We start from the raw sequence: 21,576 nt of genomic DNA, 5'->3' as shown, positions 1-21,576 counted from the left end.
GTTTTATACAGGCTGCACGTTTAACAGTGTGCCCGTTTTTGCATCTGCTGAAAATTCAAATTGTGTATTTCCGGAATCGCCAGGGCGGGAAATACCGCCTTTATAAACGAGTACGGGAAATCCATTGTTGTCAATTTGCTCCGGCTTCATTTGAATCCAGGAACCATCGACCGGTCCATTCTGTTTAAAGGTCTCTTTTACTTTTTTTAATACTTTTTCAGGTGGAATATTCATTGATTTGGACGTTTGTTTTTGAATCAAAATGGCGGCGGCTGCTCCAGCGGCTGCGCCGATCAAAAAAGCGGTTCGATCCCATTTTACCATATTGAAACCCCCTGTTTATCTAGTTGATTGCTTCTTTAGTATACAAGAAGACGAAAGGACTGAAAACTAAAATGCGCTTCAGTCCACCTTGAGCGTTATTTTCGGTATAATGAACAAAAGAAAAGCGGGAGGAATGGAGCAAATGAATCAGGAAACCAAAAACATGTTTAAAACGCTGACAGAACTGCCGGGTGCACCGGGAAATGAACATGCCGTGCGCGCTTTTTTGAAAAAAGAAATGGAGCCTTATGCTGATTCTATTATTCAAGATCACCTTGGCAGCATATTTGGAGTGAAAAATGGGGATGAAAATGGGCCGCGTGTGATGGTAGCAGGCCATATGGATGAAGTCGCTTTTATGGTAACCGCGATTACCGATAATGGAATGATTCGCTTTCAAACGCTTGGCGGCTGGTGGAATCAAACCATGCTGGCCCAAAGAGTCCGTATCTATACAAAGAATGGTCCGATAGAAGGAGTGATTTCTTCCACGCCGCCGCACCTGTTAACGGAAGATCAACGCAGTAAACCGATGCAGATTAAGCATATGCAGATCGATGTAGGAGCAGACGACAGAGCAGACGCGGAAGCGATTGGCATTAAGCCGGGTCAATCTATTTTGCCTGTCTCCCCATTCACACCAATGGCAAATCCGAAAAAAATCATGGCGAAAGCCTGGGATAATCGATATGGATGCGGATTGGCGCTTGAGCTGCTCAAAGAGCTTCATGGAAAAACAGTCCCGAACATGCTGTATTCAGGCGCAACCGTTCAAGAAGAAGTAGGTCTTCGCGGGGCACAAACCGCTGCCCATTTAATCAACCCGGACATCTTTTTTGCGCTGGATGCAAGCCCGGCCAACGACGCAACAGGGGATAAAAAGGAGTTCGGACAGCTTGGCAAGGGAGTTCTTCTGCGTATTTTTGACCGCTCTATGGTGACGCATGGCGGTATGCGTGAGTTTATACTTGATACGGCAGAATCAAACAGCATCCCTTATCAATATTTCGTATCGCCCGGTGGTACAGATGCGGGCCGTGTTCATACGACAGGAAGCGGCGTGCCAAGTGCCGTGATCGGTATTTGTTCCCGGTACATTCATACACATTCATCTATTATTCATACGGACGATTATGATGCGGCCAAAGAACTGCTCGTTCGATTGGTCACTAGTATGGATAAAGCGACGGTTGATACGATCAAGCAATACTAAAGATGGGGGGAGACTGATATGTCTACCATGAAATTAAAAAGAGAACTTGAACAAACGCTTAAACAGCCGAATCGAACCATCCTATACGACCGTGAAAAAGAAGAAATGCGGATTGAAAACAGTGAAACGAAAAAAGGCGTCACAGTGGCACTGGGCGGCATTTTGGCTAAATTTGAAGGCAATGTTCAAAAAGCAGCTGAGGAAACGATTTATTATGTAAATGAAGCGTTAAATGCATTCGATGGAGCCGGGCAAAAAGAAGAAAAAGAAAAGCAGATTTTTCCGGTAATCCGGGCCGCCTCTTTTCCAACAGAGGCGGAGGAAGGTGTGCCGCTTTTTTGGGATGAACATACAGCAGAAACCCGTATATACTATGCGGTGGATCTTGGTACCACTTACCGGCTGATCGATGAGAAGCTTATGAAAAAAGAAGGATGGACAGCAGAGCAAATACGGGAAATAGCCCGTTTTAACCTGCGCTCTCTGCCGCTTGAGATGAAACAGGATACAGTAGCGGGAAATATCTTTTATTTCTTGAATTCAAATGATGGCTATGATGCCACTCGTATTTTAAATGACCGGTTTTTAAAGGAAATGAGTGAGAAAATAGAAGGAGCGATGACGATTTCTATTCCACATGGGGATGTACTCATTATTGGGGACATTCGGAATGAAACAGGCTATGACATATTGGCACAGATGGCGATGAGCTTTTTCGCGGCCGGCCGTGTTCCCATCACCGCTCTTTCTTTTGTGTATGAAGAAGGACACCTTGAACCAATCTTTATTTTAGCTAAAAACCGTCCGCGTAAAGAGTAACGTCTTTAGCGGACGGTTCTTTTTCATCCCCATCTATTTTCCCAAAATTTCGTTTTTCTGTTAACAAATCGTGTATAGTTGGTACAATGAAAAAGACTTTAAGGAGAAAGAGTGATTACAAATGAGTCTGTTTAAAAAAATTCTCTCCTATTTCAGAGAAGAAATTGAAATCATTGAAGTAGATGAAACGAAACCAGTCGATGCTGATACAGTTGAAGAGCTAAAACCAGAGCCGGTGGAAGAGCCGCCGCCGCGCCAGGCTCCAGCCCCTGCTTCTTTTGAGCAGAAGCGCACCATTCCTTCGCTTCCATCCGTGCAGCAGCTTTCTACGCGTGTAGCATACCGGTATCCGACTGTAAAGCGGAGCGGGCATGAGGAAAATCCACGCCGCTCGCCGCGCCTCACCCGGCACGAGCCTGCTTCCGCTGCGCCGGTTGAATCATCGAGGAGTGAGCAGGGACACAAGCCAGCGTATACTTCTGCGTCAGGAGCATCACGTATTGCACCGCGTCCGTTTAAGCCGACAGAGATTCCGTCACCTATTTATGGATTTCGGTCCCGGCCGGTGAAAGAAGATATACGCAGTGTACGCAGCGAAGAGCGGGAAAAAAGGAATGAGCCGCTTTTGCTGTTTTCAAAAGAGCAGAAGCGTCCACTTGAACGGAAGAAGGAAGCATCTATACAAGAGGTGCCAAGACGGGAAGTGCCAAAGCCGAAGGAGGATGAGGAGGCGCCGGCACAAAAGCCGGCCGTTCTTTATCCAGAAAAGAGCATGCCTTCCGAGCAAAAAGAAAAGCCGAGAGAACGGCGCCATTCCCCTTTTAACGTTGTCATGCTGAAGAAAGATCGCGAGAAAATGGCAAAGCCTAAGCCGGCATTAAAGCAGCAGCCCCAGTCCGCTTCTGCTCCATCCAACGTGCCTGCTGCCAAAGCCAAAGAGGACAAGCCGCCTGTACAGGAACCGACGGTGATCCCTGAGAAAATAAATCGTCCGCCGCTCTCGTTTTTAACACCGCCGGCACAGGAATCAGCTGACGATACTTGGGTACAGGAGAAGTCAGCTCTGCTGAATGAAACATTGAAAAGCTTTAACATCAATGCACATGTGACTGGGGTAACCACTGGCCCGTCTATTACGCGCTTTGAAGTAACACCGGCGATCGGAGTTAAAGTGAGCAAGATTGTTAGTTTAACAGACGATATTAAACGCAGTCTTGCCGCGCGGACGATTCGAATTGAAGCACCAATTCCAGGCACCCAGGTCGTCGGTATTGAACTCCCTAATGAAAAAAGCCGCCCGGTCTATATCAGTGAAATTATCGGCCACAGCCGTTTTCAATCACATTCTTCGCCGCTGGCTTCCGCGCTGGGCCTTGATATTGCCGGCAATCCGGTTGTGCTGGATTTGCAAAAAATGCCGCACGGGCTCATTGCCGGTGCGACTGGCTCAGGGAAGAGCGTCTGTATTAATTCCATTTTAGTTAGTCTTTTGTACAAAGCAGCGCCTCATGAACTCAAACTGCTTCTCATTGACCCGAAAATGGTTGAGTTAACGCCGTATAATGGCATTCCGCATTTAGCGAGCCCGGTGATCACGGATGTAAAGGCAGCGACTGCGGCATTGAAATGGGCGGTAGAAGAGATGGAGCGGCGGTATCAGCTTTTTGTCCATGCAGGTGTAAGGGACATGGCTTCTTACAATGCAAAAGTGAAAGCATCGGAATTCAATGAACCGCATCTACCGTATTTGGTCATAGTGATTGATGAATTGGCAGATTTAATGATGATGGCACCAGGGGATGTAGAGGAGTCGATTTGCCGGATTGCCCAAAAAGCCCGCGCCTGCGGTATTCATTTGATTGTGGCAACCCAGCGCCCGTCTGTAGATGTTATTACAGGTTTGATTAAAGCGAACATTCCAACGCGGATTGCCTTTTCGGTTTCTTCACAGATTGACTCGCGTACGATTTTAGACAAAGTAGGGGCGGAGAAACTACTTGGAAAAGGGGACATGCTGTTCCTAAATAACGGCGCGAGCGAATCTGTCCGTCTGCAGGGAACGTTTGTAACCAATGAGGAAATTGATGAAGTGGTTCAATTTGCAAAAGCACAGCAGCAGCCCGATTATTTGTTTAAGCAAGAAGAGCTGCTGCAAAAAGCAGCCGTTCATGATGAAGAAGATGAACTGTTTCAAGAAGCCTGTGAGCTGGTAGTCCGCCAGGGAGGCGCTTCGACTTCTATGCTGCAGCGGAATTTAAAGGTAGGCTATAATCGCGCTGCCCGCTTGATTGAAATAATGGAAGAAAAAGGTCTTGTTTCTGGCCAACGGGCGGGACGGCCGCGGGAAGTGTTGATTTCGGAAGAAGAGCTGCTGGCTTATTTCGAAGAATCAAATTAACCGGCCGGTGCATATGCACCGGTTTTTTTGAAGAATAGTCACACTCTGAAAAAAATGCTATAATGGACAAATGCAATGATTGACTGCCTTCCGTTTCAAATGAGGCGGGAATACATATACTACATGTAAAAGGCTAGAGAATGCTGGAGGTTTAATGATGACAACCTATCATTTTGTTGGAATAAAAGGCTCTGGAATGAGCGCCCTCGCCCATATTCTTCACGATAAAGGATATACTGTGCAGGGATCTGACGTAGAAAAAACATTTTTTACACAAAAAGCGCTTGAAGAAGCAGGCATTTTAATTTTGCCATTTAACGAAAATAATATTCAAGAAGGCATGACAGTTATTGCGGGAAATGCTTTCGGAGATGATCACGAAGAAATCAAACGCGCTCATGAAATGAACGTGCCGGTGATCCGCTATCACAAGTTTTTAGGAGATTTTATTCAAAACTTTACGAGCGTGGCGATTACAGGCTCACACGGGAAAACGTCTACAACCGGCTTGATGGCACATGTTGTAAGCGGATCGGCGCCAACGTCTTATTTGATTGGAGATGGAACAGGCCGCGGAGCAAAAGATGCAGCTTATTTTGTATTTGAAGCATGTGAATACCGCCGTCATTTCCTATCTTATTCGCCAGATTACGCCGTTATGACGAATATCGATTTCGATCATCCGGATTATTTTGCTGATGTGCAGGATGTTGTTTCTGCTTTTCAACAAATGGCCATGCAGGTGAAAAAAGGTATTTTTGCATGCGGTGATGACGAGTATTTACAGGGCATTCAAGCGAACGTACCGGTTGTTTTTTATGGCTTTGGCGATGAAAATGATTTCCAGGCACGCAATACGTCTTTTGACGAAAAAGGAACCACTTTTGATGTGTTTGTCCGGAATGAATTTTATGCGACGTTCCGAATCCCTGGATACGGCGATCATAACGTTTTAAACGCTCTGTCAGTCATTGGTTTATGCCACTACGAGGATATTGATACAGACATCGTAAAAGAACGGCTGCTGACATTCTCGGGTGTAAAACGCCGCTTCTCTGAAAAGCAGGCGGGAGGACAGGTGCTGATTGACGATTATGCGCACCATCCAACTGAAATTCGTGCAACGATTAATGCAGCACGCCAAAAATATCCGAACCGTGAAATCGTAGCCGTATTCCAGCCGCATACGTTTTCTCGTACACAGACTTTCCTTGATGCATTTGCAGACAGCTTAAATGGAGCAGATGCGGTTTACTTGTGTGATATTTTCGGGTCAGCCCGTGAAAACCACGGCAAATTGACGATTGAAGATCTTCAAGAAAAAATTCCAGGTGCACAGCTTATCAAAGAAGACGGTACGCCGGTTTTAAGAAAGCATGAAAACAGCGTTTTAATTTTTATGGGCGCTGGTGACATTCAAAAATTCCAGGCTGCTTACGAAGAACAGCTTGCTTAATGAAAAATGCCTGCTGCCGTTACCCGGCAGCAGGCGTTTTTTTATGGAGCAAATTCACTTTTTACTTTAAGTTTTCTGGATTCAAGCCTTCAAGCTCCGGCAGAACAAACCGGCCGTCTTTTCGGATCAATACACCATCAAACCAAATTTCACCGCCGCCGTATTCCGGACGCTGAATATTGACCATGTCCCAGTGAATATTAGAATGATTGCCGTTATAAGCCTCTTCATAGCATTCACCAGGCGTGAAATGAAAGCTGCCGTCAATTTTTTCATCGAATAAAATATCCTGCATCGGATGAAGAATATAAGGATTGACGCCGATGGCAAATTCACCGATAAACCGAGCCCCTTCATCGGTATCAAAAATGTCATTGATTCGTTTAACGTCGTTAGAATGTGCATCAATAATTTTCCCGTTTTCAAACCGCAGCTTTACATTTTCAAACGTAAAGCCTTCATAAGGAGAAGGCGTATTAAAAGAAATCACGCCGTTCACAGAATCACGCACAGGCGCTGTGTATACTTCACCATCCGGAATATTCAGCTGGCCCGCGCATTTAACAGCAGGAATATCTTTAATGGAAAAAGTTAAATCTGTTCCAGGTCCTTTAAGCTGTACGCGGTCTGTGCGGTTCATGAGCGCTACAAGCGGCTCCATCGCTGCATCCATTTTGCTGTAGTCCAGGTTGCATACATTGAAATAAAAATCTTCAAATGCCTCTGTGCTCATTTTGGCAAGCTGCGCCATAGAAGATGTCGGATAGCGAAGAACAACCCATTTTGTTTTCGGTACCCGAATGTCACGGTGTACCTTTTTGCCGATCGTATTGCCGTGGATTTTCATTTTTTCTGCCGGCACATCAGCATGCTCATTTATATTATCACCGGCCCGCAGACCAATATAAGCGTCCATTTCCTTCATTACATTCGCTTCAAAATCGGCCATAAGGTCAAACTGGCCTTCCTGCGCACCCATCAGAAGGGAGCGGTCTACTCTGTGGTCCTTTAACAGCACGTAGGGCCATCCTCCAGCTTTATATGCTTCTTCTATCAGCGCAGTGACCAATTCGCGCTGCAGGCCAAAGTTTTCAATCAATACTTTTTCACCGGGTTGTATTTGGCAAGAGTAGTTGATCAAATTGGCAGCTAATGTTTGAATACGTGAATCTTTCATAAAATCATCCTCCTAATCCTTTTTATTGTACGATTTCCCGAAACTTTGTGCAAAAAGCAGGAAATTTAATTGTAAAAAAAGAAATAATAAAATTAGTGTTTATAATCATAAGCACAGGGTAATTTTATTACATAAATAAACGTTGGAGGTGTCCCGGAGTGGAAATTATTCTTTATTTGAGTGCGGCGGTTGCGGCTATCGCGTTTTTAATTTTGGTCCTTAATTTGTCCAGAACATTAAAATCAGTCGATAACACGCTTGATACTCTATCCCGTACAGTTGACCGCCTAGAAGGGCAATTGAAGAATGTGACAGCGGAAACGGCTGAACTGTTACATAAAACGAATGCGCTGGCTGAGGATGTTCAGCATAAAACGGAGCAGCTGAATACAGTTGTTTATGCTGTAAAGGATGTTGGTTCATCTGTTCATAACTTGAACCATTCATTGAAAAAGGTGACAACAACCGTTGCATCCCAAGTAGAAAAAAATCAATACAAAATTTCTCAAGCTGTGCAATGGGGAAATGTTATAAAGCAGCTGGTTGACAAATTTAAACAGGACGAAAAAACTACAGCAGGTTCCCCGTCCCCAGCAGGGCGCACAGAAGCTTTACCAGCCCCAGCTTACAAAAACAACGATATATAAATGACTAAAAAGTAAAGCATAACGACTAAATTTGAAGAGGAGCGTTTACCCATGAGAACTAAAAACACATATGATCAGTTTAATATTAAAAAGAATGGGGTTAATTCACCTCAATATCCAATTCAGGCTCAGCCTCAGTATGACAGCTTTGATTTAAATACAGACCGTTATGATTATGAAGAGTCAATGAATACGAAAGACTTTGTTACAGGCGCTATCTTTGGTGCAGTTGTTGGTGCTGCGGCCGCTTTGATGCTTGCACCTAAATCAGGTACAGAACTGCGCAGCAGCTTAAATTCGCAGGCCGGCTCTTTAAAAGAGCGTGCCAGCGGCTTAACGGATACGGCAAAAGATAAAACATCTTCTTTAACAAGCGCAGTGCAGGAAAAATCTTCTGCTTTAATGGATAAAGTAAAGTCCATGAAGTCATCTGATAATGCTGACTCAGGAACTGGAACAATGAATTCGGCATCGCTGGATGAGAAAAAAGAAGATGCAAAATCGGTTGTAGACAGCGTAGCAGAAGCGGTAAAAGATAAAGTAGATACAACAGCTGATACAGCTAAAACAAAGCTTGATGAAACAAAAAAAGCGTTTGATGAAGCAGAAAAAGCAAAAAATAATTCAAATCAAACAAGCAGCAATACATCAAGCAATACATCAACCTCAACCTCGACAGCAACGGTCTCAAGCACAACAGCATCAACGAATGCTACTTCTGCCGGATGGGTAGACCCAGCTGACAAAGGTATTAATGAAAAAAAGAAAAACGGCGGTTTAAATAACAACAATAACAACAGCAACAGAAATAACAACAATTCAAATAAAAAGTTTAACAACAAATAAGAATAGGCCGGACTTGTTCCGGTTTGAGAGTGTAGACAAAGTAAGAAAGCAGGCTGATTAAAAACGTCTGGCTTTCCAAAAACGCTGTCGGCTGAGAAGCGGAGTGACCTTTCGGGGTCATAAGCATTCACAGCCGGCAAGTGACGCCGAAAGCGGGCGTTTGCGGGCAGCCTAAAGCCGGACTGGTTCCGGCTTTTCATTTTGAAAAAGGAGCTGTCAGGATGCAGAAGATTATGTATATTGCGGAGTTTGAAGAACTTTTGGAAAGGAACGAGCCTTTCTTTTTACTAAAGCATAGTACCACATGTCCCATCAGCGCTGCCGCATACGAAGCATACGAATCATTTATAAAAGACCCCACTTCTGGTCAGCAGGGGGTCTACCTGGCGGTCCAGGAAGCGCGGGAATTATCCAATCATATTGCTCAAGTGACGGATATTCGACATGAATCTCCTCAGGTGATTTATTTTAAAAATGGAAAACCGGAGTGGAATGAATCTCATTGGAAAATCACAAAGGACCAGCTTGCTTCCGTTCTATAAGTCAAACCCAAACGAATTTCGTTTGGGTTTTTTGACCCTTTTACTTTAATGCTTAAAAGCGTTTTAGTAATAAAGTAAAATTATCGTGACTTTTCCAAACGGTTGATTTATAATAAATGTAATTAAGAATTGAATACGGCATTTGTTTGCTTTAAATTGAGGAAATATTTCGATTATATCAGTGTGGAAGGATGAGACATGTGAGCAATCAGGAACTAGAACAGTTAAGAAGCAGAGTGGATGAAATGAATGTCCAGCTGCTAAAGTTAATTAACGAACGGGCAGAACTTGTTCAAGAAATCGGGCGTATTAAAGAAAAACAAGGTGTTAACCGTTATGATCCAGTTCGTGAACGCTCTATGCTTAATAATTTACTAGATAAAAACGATGGACCGTTTGAACGTTCCACTATTGAACATATTTTCAAAGAAATTTTCAAAGCAGGTCTTGAACTTCAAGAAGACGATCATCGAAAAGCGCTTCTTGTTTCAAGAAAGAAAAAGCAAGAAGATACTGTTGTGACGGTTCGAGGCCATAAAGTAGGAGATGGCAATGTTACGTTTGTTTTTGGACCTTGCGCGGTTGAATCATACGAGCAAGTAGCAGAAGTGGCAAAATCGATCAAAGGCAAAGGATTGAAAATGATCCGCGGCGGTGCTTACAAGCCGCGTACGTCTCCATATGATTTCCAGGGACTTGGCTTAGAGGGGCTGAAAATTCTAAAGCGCGTAGCAGATGAATTTGACCTTGCTGTTGTCAGCGAAATTGTCAATCCGGCTGATATTGAAGCAGCCTGTGACTATATAGATGTCATTCAAATCGGTGCCCGTAATATGCAAAATTTTGAGCTTTTAAAAGCAGCAGGGGCTGTGAAAAAGCCTATTTTGTTGAAACGCGGTTTAGCGGCTACCATTGATGAATTTATTAATGCAGCAGAGTATATTCTTGCCCAAGGAAACGATCAAGTCATTCTTTGCGAGCGGGGCATTCGTACTTATGAACGCGCTACGCGAAACACGCTTGACATTACCGCGGTGCCAATTTTAAAACAAGAAACGCATCTTCCTGTTTTTGTGGATGTTACGCATTCAACTGGACGCCGTGATCTTCTTCTTCCAGCGGCAAAAGCAGGTATCGCAATCGGGGCAGATGGAATTATGGCAGAAGTGCATCCGGACCCGGCCGTTGCACTGTCTGATGCAGCGCAGCAGATGAATTTGCAACAATTTGATGAATTTTATGATGAGATTTTAAAATCTGTACCAGTAAAAGCATAAAATTAGAGCTCCTGTGTTTGCACAGGAGCCTTTTTTCGTTAATATAGAGAGAAAGAAACGAAAAGGAGCTATTACCCGATGAATATTACGATTTATGATGTAGCAAGAGAGGCAAACGTGTCGATGGCAACAGTATCGCGCGTAGTAAATGGAAACCCGAATGTGAAACCGGCAACAAGAAAGAAAGTAAATGATGTAATCGAGCGTTTAGGCTATCGTCCAAATGCAGTTGCACGTGGGCTGGCGAGCAAAAAAACAACAACTGTCGGGTTAATCATTCCTGACATTTCAAATATTTTCTATGCAGAGCTTGCACGCGGAATTGAAGATATTGCGACTATGTATAAGTACAACATTATTTTAAGCAACTCGGATCAAAATGAAGAAAAAGAAATGCATTTAATTCAAACGATGCTTGGCAAACAAGTAGACGGCCTTATTTTTATGGGCAATCACATTACAGAAGAGCATGTAAAAGAATTTGACCGTTCACCAGTACCGGTTGTGCTGGCGGGTTCTGTTGAAACATCTGGAAAAACAGCTTCTGTTAATATCGATTACAAAGAGGCCGCTCGTGAAGTGATGCAGTCTTTAATTGAAAGCGGTCATAAGCGCATTGCTTATGTAGCCAGCCCATTCCACGATGTGATCAACACAAAGTATGCGCTTGCGGTATACAAAGAGGTACTTGAAGAAGCAGGCCTTTATGATGAATCCCTCGTTGTGGAAGGCGATTACACATATGATTCTGGGATTGAAGCATGGGAGAAGCTAAGCGAAGCAGACGAAAAGCCAACAGCTGTATTTGTTTACAATGATGAGATGGCTCTTGGTGTTGTTCACACAGCTCAAGAAGCGGGTCTGTCTATTCCAGATGATCTTGAAGTAGTCAGCTTCGATTCAACAAAGCTGTCTCTAATGGTGCGTCCTCAACTGACAGCGGTTGCGCAGCCACTTTATGACATTGGTGCGGTTGCAATGCGTTTGTTAACAAAGCTGATGAACAAGGAAGAAGTAGAAAACCCAGTGGTGGTACTGCCGCACCGCATTGAAAAGCGCGGCTCAACGAAAGCGTAAGAACAACAGGATAAACAATAAAAACCGGACGGGCACAGTGTACAAACAAACTGTGCCTGTCCGGTTATTTTTTTTGATCACGGAGCGGATAAAGAAGCTTGTCCACCGTCAGCTGGTTCTTTTCCGTAATTTCGCTTTTTCGCGGGATAGCAGGGTACATATCAGGCGGGTCTGTCCAGGATGAGGGAAGGGGATGCGGTGCTTTTGGCTGCCACTTTGCCGTCCAGCCCTCTGGAAATGTCGCTGCAAGATGCTGCTGTCCGCTCATCTCAAGCCATAATAGAGACCAAGCGCGCGGAACAACACGCCATATATCATAGCCGCCCCCGCCAACCGCAATCCAGCGGCCATCACAGTATTCGTGAGCGAGCTCGTGGGCCAGTGCAGGAATATGCTTGTAAATGTTAATCGTTGCGGACAAGTGCGTTAGCGGGTCATAATAATGGGCGTCCGCACCGTTTTGCGTTAAAATCACATCCGGCTTGAAAAAATGCGTCACTTCACGCAGCGTCGTTTCATAGGAAGCGAGCCAGGACTCATCTTCTGTAAATGCATCGAGCGGTACATTAAAAGAATAACCATAGCCTTGTCCATGTCCTCGCTCTGTTACACTGCCTGTTCCGGGGAAAAGGTAACGCCCTGTTTCATGAATCGAATACGTGGCCACATCCGGATCATCATAAAAAGCCCACTGTACACCATCGCCATGGTGGGCATCTGTATCTACATATAAAACCCGTGCTTTGTACTTTTTCTGCAAATACTTGATCGCAACGGCACTGTCGTTATAAATGCAAAACCCCGACGCTTTTCCGCGAAATCCATGATGAAGGCCGCCGCCTAGATGAATGGCATGATTGGACCGGCCGGTCATCACCTGGTCAGCTGCGGTCAAAGCGCCGCCGACCAGAAAAGCACTTGCTTCATGCATGTCTTTAAACATCGGTGTATCTTCTGTGCCAAGTCCGAATCCTTCACCGATTGATTCAGGCAATTCACCGCGTCCCGCTTTTTTTACTGCTTCTACATACTCACGGTCATGAATAAGCGTCAACTCTTCATCATCTGCCATACGAGGTTCAATGATCTGGCTGTCGTCCAATGCATTCAGGTGACGAAGCAAATCAAGGGTCAGCGTAAGGCGAAACTGATTAAAGGGATGATGTTCTGAAAACCGATATCGCAATAATTGATCGGAATAAATAAAAATGGCATCATGATTCATGAACGAATCCCCGGCATGTTTGGCCAAAGCACCTCGTGGCCTTCTTTTTTCAAATCGTCGATGACGCCGACCGGATTCATCGTTCGAATGCGTAAAACAATCACCTTATGTGTTGCAGCTGTGCGGTCCGGATAAACAAGAACACTTTGTACATTTACCCTCCGATGATGCATCACATGTAAAATTTCGTATAAAACCCCTGCCCTATTCTCCACACGAACCTCGACGCGTGAACCAGGCTGGTTAACACCTGTGAGCTCTACAAAGGTATGAAGAACATCGGTTTCTGTCACTAGCCCGATCACTTTGCCGTTTTGAACAACGGGCAGGCAGCTGATATGATGCTCATAAAAGGTTGCAGCGGCATCTTCAACAAAATCGAGCGGGTGTCCTGTAATCACATTTGTTTTCATAATAAGGCTGAGCGGCTTGTTTAATTGTTCAGAGCCGGTTTCTTGTTTTAAAATGGAGGGTGTCGCGTCCTTTATGTCTCGATCAGTCACCAGTCCGGCCAATGTATGATCTGCATCCAAAATAGGGATATGGCGGATTTTATGGTCACGGCAAAGCTGAAGAGCGGCCCCGATCGTATCGTCAGGGGTAAGTGTATGTATATGAACTTTCATAATTTCTTCAAGGATCACTGGTCAGCCCTCCTTTCTTAATACATAAAGCGGTTCATAAAACGCACCTGGTCAAATTTTTGAATCGATTCCTGATCTACTCTTGAACCAATTCGGACCATTAAACAATTCGCAGGATGAGAGCTGATTTCTGGATCGTCGGTTGCGTACCATACAAGTCCGCCGGCACCCATCATTTTCTCCATGATTTTACGATATTCCCACACATTTAAACCGGTTCCTTTTAAATCCCAATGCCAATAATATTCGGTGGTGATGGTGATATACTCCTCCATTTGGTCATCCATCATGGCAACGTGCAGCAGCGTTTGGCCAACCCGGGCGCCCCGGTAATCCGGCGCTACTTCAATTGCGCCAAGCTCAATAAGATTATCAAGTTTTGCTTCCGACCACCGCTCTAGAGGGTCGGGATACAAAAAAGTAACATACCCAACGATCGTTTGATCATTTCTCGCAATAATAATTCGCCCTTCGGGAAGACCCGCAATTTCAATAAGAGCTTCAAGCTGCTGGTCAGGCTGGCGAAATGCTACCAGTCCTTCATGGAACTTGTACTCTGCAAGCTGTTCCGGCTCAATGGGACCTTCTACAATCAGTGTCCCGCTGGGTGTTTGTAATTCTTTTGAATAATAGGTTTTGATATGTTCCATTAGGTCACCGCCTTCATAAATCTTCTATCCTAACCATATACATAAATAAACAATAAATAAAGCGTTTTCACTGAATTTTCATAGAATCCTTACAATCTTCATAATTTTAATTTTGTATAAATTGTGAAAAATCTGGATGTGTTATATAATAAGGGAGCATTCATCATACAAAAGGGGGAATCGGTTTATGAAATTGGAAGCGCTATCAGCTGTGCAGGGAAATTATAATTTAGCAGATTATGATCAAACGTATGCCTCTTTTGATTGGAAAGAAGCAGAGAAAGCTTTTTCCTGGTCCCAGACAGGTAAAGTAAATGCGGCATATGAAGCGATTGACCGTCATGCCGAGTCTGACAAAGGGGAAAAAGTGGCGCTTTATTACCGGGATGCCAGCCGCAGTGAGCAATACACGTTCGCAGAGATGAAAGCAAATACAAACAAAGCAGCCAATGTACTAAAGCAATACGGAGATCTTCAAAAAGGAGATCGTGTCTTTATTTTTATGCCGCGTTCACCGGAGCTTTATTTCGCAGCATTAGGGGCAATTAAAGCAGGAGCTATTGTGGGGCCGTTGTTTGAAGCATTTATGGAAGGGGCTGTGCGGGACCGTCTGGAAGACAGTGAGGCACGCATGATTATTACGACGCCGGAGCTTGCAAGCCGTATTCCGGTCAATGAGCTGCCGAAGCTGGAAAAAGTATTTATCGTGTCCGACAGCGTAGAAGAGGACGAAAAGCAAATAGATTTTATGCAAAAGTGGAAAGAAGCATCAGACCAGTTTGAGATTGAATGGGTAGATCGTCAAGATGGGATGCTGCTTCATTACACATCTGGTTCGACCGGAAAACCTAAAGGGGTTTTGCACGTACATAATGCAATGATTCAGCAATATCAGACAGCCAAGTGGGTGCTTGACCTGCAGGAAAGTGACGTTTACTGGTGTACAGCGGACCCGGGCTGGGTAACAGGTACAGCTTATGGCATTTTCGGCCCATGGCTGACAGGCTCTACAAACGTCATTGTTGGGGGACGCTTCAGTCCGGAGGCTTGGTATGGAACGATTGAAGAGTATAAAGTAAGCGTTTGGTACAGTGCGCCAACAGCTTTCCGCATGCTGATGGGCGCTGGTGATGAAGTTGTGAAAAAGTTTGATCTGTCGTCCCTGCGCCATATTTTAAGCGTGGGAGAGCCATTAAATCCGGAGGTTGTACGCTGGGGTAAAAAAGTTTTTGACCTTCGCATTCACGATACATGGTGGATGACAGAAACAGGCGCTCAAGTAATTTGTAACTATCCGTCAATGGATATTCGCCCGGGATCTATGGGTAAACCAATTCCTGGAGTGAAAGCAGCCATTGTAGATGACCAGGGCAATGAGCTGCCGCCAAACCGAATGGGCAATCTGGCGATTAAAAAAGGCTGGCCGTCTATGATGGCGGCGATTTGGAACAATGAAGCCAAATACGAATCTTATTTTATGCCGGGTGACTGGTATGTATCCGGAGATTCCGCATACATGGATGAAGACGGCTATTTTTGGTTCCAGGGCCGCGTAGATGACGTCATTATGACAGCTGGTGAGCGCGTCGGCCCATTTGAAGTAGAGAGCAAGCTTGTCGAGCATCCAGCTATTGCCGAAGCAGGCGTGATTGGAAAACCAGACCCGGTCCGGGGCGAAGTGATCAAAGCATTTATTGCACTTCGTGACGGATATGAACAATCGGACGATTTAAAAGAAGAAATCCGCCAATTTGTTAAAACAGGCCTTGCTGCTCACGCTGCTCCACGTGAAATTGAGTTTCGTGACAAGCTTCCGAAAACACGCTCGGGCAAAATTATGCGCCGTGTCTTGAAAGCATGGGAGCTTGATCTGCCAACGGGTGACTTATCGACGATGGAAGACTAACAAGTTTGAACGGCTGCTCCGCAAAAAAAGCGGAGCAGCTTTTTTTGTGAAGCAGTAGCATCATGTAACAATAAACAATTTCCGTTTGACAAACAAAGTGGTGCAGGCTACAATGTGTGTTATATTCAATAAACAAAGCGATGAACGGAACAAGTAGTCTGCTGTCCCTGTTACAAAGAGAGCTTTCGGCTGGTGGAAGAAAGCACAAACAGTGAGATGAATTACCTCCCGGAGCTTTCGCCGTGAACAACAAGTAGCGGCTGACGTCTGCCGTCGTTACCGGTATAGAGTGGAGAATGATTTTCTCAAGCCTGGGTGGTACCGCGCGTAAACAGCGTCCCTGCATTGATTGCAGGGGCGTTTTTTTGTTGAAAAAGGAGAGGATAATATGGAATTGTTAGAAGACTTAAAATGGCGGGGCATCGTCTACCAGCAGACAGACGAAGAAGGCATTGAAAAAATGCTGAAAGATGAAAAAATTGCCCTGTACTGTGGTGTCGATCCGACAGCAGACAGTATGCATATCGGCCATTTGCTGCCATTTTTAACACTGCGCCGCTTTCAGCAGCACGGCCATAAGCCTATTGTGCTGGTGGGTGGAGCGACGGGAACAATCGGCGACCCGAGCGGTAAAAAAGAAGAGCGTACGCTGCAGACGATGGAGCAGGTGCAAAAAAATGTGAACGGCCTTCGTGCCCAGCTGGAAAAAATCTTCTCAGTAGAAGGTGAAAATGGCGCTGTTCTTGTCAATAACTACGACTGGATCGGATCTATGGATGTAGTGACATTCCTGCGTGACTTCGGAAAAAATATCGGTGTGAACTACATGCTGGCCAAGGATACAGTCGCATCACGGCTTGAGAGCGGCATTTCATTCACAGAGTTTGCTTATACGATTTTACAGGCGATGGATTTCTACTATCTTCATAAAAATCACGGCTGCCGCATGCAAATTGGGGGCAGTGATCAATGGGGCAATATTACAACCGGTCTTGAAATGATCCGCAAACTAAACCCAGAAGGCGAGCAGGCATACGGCTTTACCATTCCGCTTGTAACGAAATCAGACGGAACAAAATTCGGAAAAACGGAAAGCGGCGCAGTATGGCTTGATCCGGAGAAAACATCTCCTTATGAGTTTTACCAGTTTTGGATTAACACAGCGGACGCTGATACAATCCGCTACTTGAAAATTTTCACGTTCCTTTCAAAAGAAGAAATCGAAGCCCTTGAAGTATCAATGAAAGAAGAAGCGCACCTTCGTAAAGCACAAAAAGCGCTTGCAGAAGAAATGACGCGTCTCATTCATGGAGAAGAAGCGCTGGCTCAAGCGATCAATATTACAAAAGCGCTGTTCAGCGGTAACATTAAGTCATTATCTGCTGATGAAATCGAGCAGGGGCTTAAAGACGTTCCAAGCTACACGGCAGAAGGAGAGCTTCCAAACATTGTTGACCTGCTTGTCGACGCTAAAATTTCTCCATCAAAACGCCAGGCGCGTGAAGATGTGCAAAACGGCGCTGTATCGATCAACGGTGAAAAAATGACAGACACGGCTTATGTTTTATCGGAAGAAGACAAAATGGACGGCCGATTCACCGTCATCCGCCGCGGGAAAAAGAAGTACTTTTTAATTCAGTACAAGTAATCAGTAAAGTGCATATGCATTCAAAAAACCGTCACGCAAAGGGGGCGGTTTTTTTTGCTTTTTCGATCGATAAATGGAGATTGCTGTTTTATGGTAAAATAAAGATCAGAGAAAAATAAGAGTAAATCCATTTTGTGATGAAGTCAGGGAGTAATTATATCAGATGAATACATATTTTAATTTAAAAAGAAACTATTATATTGGAATGGGATTTGTGATAGCAGCCATGGTCACAGGGTTATTATGGGGAAATACTCATTTTCATCAAATGGATTCAACCTTCCTGATGCATGTGCTTCTTGTGGCTGCCGTTTCTTTATGCCTTCTCATGTATCCTGCTTTTCGAAACCGCATGATGAAAACCGTGCTTATTTCGGCAGCCATCGCTTATTTTTATACGATTTTCTTCCTTTATCCAGATACGTGGTCTACGTTTATTTACATTTGTTTGATTCCGGCTATCTCCATTTTATTCTTTGATCCAAAGCTTTTTTATTTAACGCTGTTTATGAATACGGCCGCTATTACAAGTATTGTGAGTTATGTCATGATCACTCAAAAAGGCGGGCTGTATGTTTTAATGAAGCAGGATCTAATCGGAAATATGATTAACTTTTTCGGCAGCCAGATTATCTTGTGCCTTCTTTTTTATCTGACCTACTTACGAATTAAAAAACAGCGTCTTTATTATGAGCAAATTCAGCAGGCGGAGCGAATTAAAACAGCCGGACAATTAGCGGCTGCGGTTGCACATGAAATAAGAAATCCGCTAACGGTTGTAAAAGGATTTTTGCAGCTTTATGAACAAGACTCTTCATACAATGAAGAAGCAAAAAAGCACTTTGCTTTAATGATAGATGAGCTCAATACCGCAGAGGAAGTAATCTCTCAATTTTTAACGCTTTCTGGGCCAAGCAAAGAAGTTAGTATAGAAAAAATAAAGATAAAAGAAAGTCTCTACAGTGTAGTGGGGCTGATCCATTCATATGGCCTGCTGCATGCAAACCGGATTGAGTTAGAAGCGGAGGAAGAGTGCATAATTGCGGCCAATCAAATGGAATTCAAGCAATTATGTATTAATCTCATTAAAAACGCGATAGAAGCATCTGAAGATGGCCATTCTGTACTTGTTCGGGCAAAACGGGTTAAACAGAACGTAGAAATCAGCATTATTGATCATGGAAAGGGCATGTCAGAAACGGAAATTCAATCACTGGGCACTCCTTTTTATTCATTAAAAAGCAAAGGAACCGGTCTTGGCTTAATGATTTGCTTCAATATCGTGAAAAAATATAAAGGAACGATCCGTTTTCAAAGTGTAAAAGAAAAAGGAACAACAGTAACGATTCAATTTCCTTTGTATGAAGAGATGATATAAATCTATTGAGCATAAAAAAACACCAGCTGTTATATATAACAGCTGGTGTTTTGCGTAAATCCATAAAGCGATAAAATTAACGAGAGTAGAACTCTACGATAAGCGCTTCGTTGATTTCTGCTGGAAGTTCAGAACGCTCTGGAAGACGAGTGAACGTACCTTCAAGTTTATCAGCATCAAACGTCAAGTAGTCAGGTACGAAGTTGTTTACTTCTACTGCTTCCTTGATGATTGAGAAGTTGTTTGATTTTTCGCGAACGCCGATTGTTTGGCCGATTTTCACTTGGTATGATGGAATGTCAAGACGTTTTCCATCAACTGTGATGTGACCATGGTTAACAAGCTGACGAGCTTGACGACGAGTGCGGGCAAGACCTAAACGGTATACAAGGTTGTCAAGACGTGATTCAAGAAGAATCATGAAGTTTTCACCGTATACGCCTTTTAGTTTACCAGCGCGGTCAAACAAGTTACGGAATTGACGCTCAGTCACGCCGTACATGTGACGAAGTTTTTGTTTTTCTTGAAGTTGTTGTCCGTATTCAGACATCTTTTTACGCTGGTTCGGGCCGTGTGGACCTGGAGCGTAAGGGCGTTTTTCGATTTCTTTACCTGTACCGCTAAGAGAAATGCCTAGACGGCGGGAGATTTTCCAGCTTGGACCTGTGTAACGAGCCATTGAATGACTCCTCCTTCTGTGTTTTTATTTTGTTGTAAAATAAAAACCGGTGTGAATAACTGCCAGCACATTTTGTTTTCATGCACCATCGCCCTGCAGCAACGGGTTACACGATGCCCCTTTTCCAGATTGATACCGGATAAAGAAACAAAATGACATCTAAACAGCGAACACATAGGCTGCATTTATTTTACACAAAGAATAGTATATAACGTGCCTATTATAGTGTCAACCTTTTCTTATAAAAAGCGGACGAGTGTTTCGGCAAACTGAACGAGTCCTTCTTCATCCTCTTCGTCAAAGCGGTTTGTTTCCGGGCTGTCAATATCGAGCACACCCAGCAGCTCGCCATCTTTGATTAAAGGAACGACAATTTCAGACCGGGATGCGGCGTCACAGGCGATGTGTCCCGGAAATGCATGTACATCTTCAATGCGAAGTGTTTTTCGCTCAGCAGCAGCAGTTCCGCATACGCCTTTGCCGAACGGAATACGGACGCAGGCAGGAAGCCCCTGGAAAGGCCCAAGCACGAGTCCGTTTTTGTTTTCATCAAGTACGTAAAACCCAACCCAGTTAATCCGGGGAAGGAATTGGCCAAGAAGAGCCGACGCATTGGCTAAATTGGCAATCGTATTCGTTTCTCCTGTCAGCAGTGCTTCTAACTGCTTATTTACAAGTGAATATTGTTCTGGTTTTGTTCCAGAGTAAGCGGCGGTTTGAAACATGTTTAAACACTTCCTTCTATTATAATAGTACGGTCAATTTGCTCTAAACCCTGACCAATGCCGGCAGCCGCGTGAGCATCGGATCCGTAAACGAGCGGAATACCGAGCGAATGAGCGGCACGGGCAATATCAAGAGGAGGGTATGTTTCACCGCAAAGCGGTTTAACAAAACCGGCCCCGTTATAATCAAGCGAATAATTGGCCTGTTTAATGGCCTGCAGCAAGCGGTTTATATGCGGCTCGAACGATGTTGTGCACGGATATAGGAGCTGAAATTTACGCGCAAGCGTAATATGTCCAATTCGGGTTGGCTTAAAAGCCCCGAGATTTGCTTGTACAGACTTCAATACGGTATCATAGTATAATTCATAGACAAATTCAATCGATCCGGCTTCTTTTATGATTCGTCCAAATTCTTCTTCACTGAAGTCGACGCAGACAAATCGTTCGTTCAACGGAAGAAAATGAACGGATAAAATCGCATCATCTAAAAAGGGACCGTATTCTGTTAGAAATTGAGTGGTTTCTTCTTCGAAACCTGTGATGAAATCCACTTCCAGACCGGTATGGATGGTAAGAGAAGAGGCATATTGCTTTTTCGCGTTTTCCACTTCTTTTAAATACTGTTCAAGGTCGCTTTTTCGCATAGAACTGTCCCGGTTTGGTGCAGGGTCTATAAAGTGGTCCGGCAGCGGCGCGTGTTCTGTAAACGTAATTTCTGAAAAGCCAAGCTCAAGTGCACGCTCAATATACTGATCTAATGAATCGGTTGAGCCGTGCGGGCAGTATCGTGTATGAATATGTCCGTCTCTAAGCATGCGAAAAAACTCCTTTTTCTTTTAAAAAGCACTTATTTTGACATTTTTTTGCGAAAACCCGCTTAAAAAAACGTAAGTTCCCATTAAAAATGTGGACAATCATGCTATTATTAATGATAGTGAAATT

Annotated in this window: 20 protein-coding genes and 1 other annotated feature; of the genes, 12 read left to right on the top strand and 8 right to left on the bottom strand. The window is 44.2% G+C overall.

Going from position 1 to position 21,576, the window contains the following annotated elements; translation table 11 throughout:
* Positions 1-3 precede the first annotated feature (3 nt).
* Complete coding sequence (locus M3221_RS00945) at positions 4-324, bottom strand: PepSY domain-containing protein (protein WP_242233222.1); 321 nt, start codon at positions 322-324, stop codon at positions 4-6.
* Between the two features lie 142 nt (positions 325-466).
* On the opposite strand from M3221_RS00945, the gene M3221_RS00940 reads away from it, so the two are divergent.
* The 4 genes from M3221_RS00940 (at position 467) to murC (ending at position 6,210) form a co-directional block, all read left to right on the top strand.
* Complete coding sequence (locus M3221_RS00940) at positions 467-1,537, top strand: M42 family metallopeptidase (RefSeq protein WP_251269686.1); 1,071 nt, start codon at positions 467-469, stop codon at positions 1,535-1,537.
* An 18-nt stretch (positions 1,538-1,555) separates the two neighbouring features.
* Entirely contained in the window at positions 1,556-2,356 is an 801-nt protein-coding gene (locus M3221_RS00935; RefSeq protein WP_251269685.1) for a DUF1444 domain-containing protein, read from the top strand.
* Between the two features lie 121 nt (positions 2,357-2,477).
* A complete protein-coding gene (locus tag M3221_RS00930; RefSeq protein WP_251269684.1) occupies positions 2,478-4,754 on the top strand; it encodes a DNA translocase FtsK in 2,277 nt (758 codons plus the stop codon).
* Positions 4,755-4,911: 157 nt separating this feature from the next.
* Positions 4,912-6,210 carry a UDP-N-acetylmuramate--L-alanine ligase gene (gene murC, locus M3221_RS00925; protein ID WP_251269683.1) on the top strand — a complete coding sequence of 433 codons (1,299 nt, stop codon included), beginning with the start codon at positions 4,912-4,914 and terminating at the stop codon, positions 6,208-6,210.
* Positions 6,211-6,271: 61 nt separating this feature from the next.
* On the opposite strand, the gene M3221_RS00920 is transcribed toward murC, so the two are convergent.
* Entirely contained in the window at positions 6,272-7,387 is a 1,116-nt protein-coding gene (locus M3221_RS00920) for an aminopeptidase (RefSeq protein WP_251269682.1), read from the bottom strand.
* 158 nt (positions 7,388-7,545) lie between these two features.
* Here M3221_RS00920 and M3221_RS00915 point away from each other — a divergent pair, with 158 nt between their 5' ends.
* The 5 genes from M3221_RS00915 (at position 7,546) to ccpA (ending at position 11,776) form a co-directional block, all read left to right on the top strand.
* Positions 7,546-8,034, top strand: coding sequence for a DUF948 domain-containing protein (locus M3221_RS00915; protein WP_251269681.1), 489 nt, complete (start codon positions 7,546-7,548; stop codon positions 8,032-8,034).
* A 51-nt stretch (positions 8,035-8,085) separates the two neighbouring features.
* Positions 8,086-8,880, top strand: a complete 795-nt coding sequence (locus M3221_RS00910; RefSeq protein ID WP_251269680.1) for a YtxH domain-containing protein — start codon at positions 8,086-8,088, stop codon at positions 8,878-8,880.
* A 221-nt stretch (positions 8,881-9,101) separates the two neighbouring features.
* Positions 9,102-9,422: a bacillithiol system redox-active protein YtxJ gene (ytxJ, locus tag M3221_RS00905; RefSeq protein WP_251269679.1), complete on the top strand. Its 321-nt coding sequence runs from the start codon at positions 9,102-9,104 to the stop codon at positions 9,420-9,422.
* Positions 9,423-9,622: 200 nt separating this feature from the next.
* Positions 9,623-10,699 (top strand): bifunctional 3-deoxy-7-phosphoheptulonate synthase/chorismate mutase, encoded by a 1,077-nt coding sequence (locus M3221_RS00900; protein WP_251269678.1) that lies wholly within the window; start codon positions 9,623-9,625, stop codon positions 10,697-10,699.
* A gap of 78 nt (positions 10,700-10,777) precedes the next feature.
* Positions 10,778-11,776 carry a catabolite control protein A gene (gene ccpA, locus M3221_RS00895; protein WP_251269677.1) on the top strand — a complete coding sequence of 333 codons (999 nt, stop codon included), beginning with the start codon at positions 10,778-10,780 and terminating at the stop codon, positions 11,774-11,776.
* Between the two features lie 64 nt (positions 11,777-11,840).
* Here the strand turns inward: ccpA and M3221_RS00890 are convergent, their stop codons facing one another.
* From M3221_RS00890 to M3221_RS00880, 3 genes are read right to left on the bottom strand one after another with little or no spacing between them, the layout of a single operon-like run.
* Entirely contained in the window at positions 11,841-13,001 is a 1,161-nt protein-coding gene (locus tag M3221_RS00890) for an acetoin utilization protein AcuC (RefSeq protein WP_251269676.1), read from the bottom strand.
* Positions 12,998-13,645, bottom strand: coding sequence for an acetoin utilization AcuB family protein (locus M3221_RS00885; RefSeq protein WP_251269675.1), 648 nt, complete (start codon positions 13,643-13,645; stop codon positions 12,998-13,000). The genes M3221_RS00890 and M3221_RS00885 overlap by 4 nt, the downstream gene beginning before the upstream one ends.
* 17 nt (positions 13,646-13,662) lie before the next feature.
* Positions 13,663-14,295 carry a GNAT family N-acetyltransferase gene (locus M3221_RS00880; protein WP_251269674.1) on the bottom strand — a complete coding sequence of 211 codons (633 nt, stop codon included), beginning with the start codon at positions 14,293-14,295 and terminating at the stop codon, positions 13,663-13,665.
* A 187-nt stretch (positions 14,296-14,482) separates the two neighbouring features.
* Here M3221_RS00880 and acsA point away from each other — a divergent pair, with 187 nt between their 5' ends.
* From acsA to M3221_RS00865, 3 genes are all read left to right on the top strand, one after another.
* Positions 14,483-16,201 (top strand): acetate--CoA ligase, encoded by a 1,719-nt coding sequence (acsA, locus tag M3221_RS00875; protein ID WP_251269673.1) that lies wholly within the window; start codon positions 14,483-14,485, stop codon positions 16,199-16,201.
* A 131-nt stretch (positions 16,202-16,332) separates the two neighbouring features.
* Positions 16,333-16,546: a binding site (T-box leader), on the top strand.
* A gap of 43 nt (positions 16,547-16,589) precedes the next feature.
* Positions 16,590-17,849: a tyrosine--tRNA ligase gene (gene tyrS / locus M3221_RS00870; protein ID WP_251269672.1), complete on the top strand. Its 1,260-nt coding sequence runs from the start codon at positions 16,590-16,592 to the stop codon at positions 17,847-17,849.
* 163 nt (positions 17,850-18,012) lie between these two features.
* Complete coding sequence (locus tag M3221_RS00865) at positions 18,013-19,227, top strand: sensor histidine kinase (RefSeq protein ID WP_251269671.1); 1,215 nt, start codon at positions 18,013-18,015, stop codon at positions 19,225-19,227.
* A gap of 76 nt (positions 19,228-19,303) precedes the next feature.
* Here M3221_RS00865 and rpsD read toward each other — a convergent pair whose 3' ends face one another.
* The 3 genes from rpsD to hisJ form a co-directional block, all read right to left on the bottom strand.
* The gene (gene rpsD, locus M3221_RS00860) at positions 19,304-19,906 is read right to left on the bottom strand and encodes a 30S ribosomal protein S4 (RefSeq protein WP_251269670.1); all 603 of its coding nucleotides are present in this window, start codon (positions 19,904-19,906) and stop codon (positions 19,304-19,306) included.
* Between the two features lie 239 nt (positions 19,907-20,145).
* On the bottom strand, positions 20,146-20,631 hold the full coding sequence (locus tag M3221_RS00855; protein WP_251269668.1) for a GAF domain-containing protein: 486 nt from the start codon (positions 20,629-20,631) through the stop codon (positions 20,146-20,148).
* A 2-nt stretch (positions 20,632-20,633) separates the two neighbouring features.
* Positions 20,634-21,449 carry a histidinol-phosphatase HisJ gene (gene hisJ, locus M3221_RS00850; protein ID WP_251269667.1) on the bottom strand — a complete coding sequence of 272 codons (816 nt, stop codon included), beginning with the start codon at positions 21,447-21,449 and terminating at the stop codon, positions 20,634-20,636.
* Positions 21,450-21,576 lie beyond the last annotated feature (127 nt).

Origin of the sequence: Domibacillus indicus, assembly GCF_023715895.1 — a bacterium.
In the GTDB taxonomy this organism is placed as follows: domain Bacteria; phylum Bacillota; class Bacilli; order Bacillales; family Domibacillaceae; genus Domibacillus; species Domibacillus indicus_A.
Note: the sequence above shows the minus strand (reverse complement) of the source record. Positions and strands in the feature narration are given on the sequence as shown.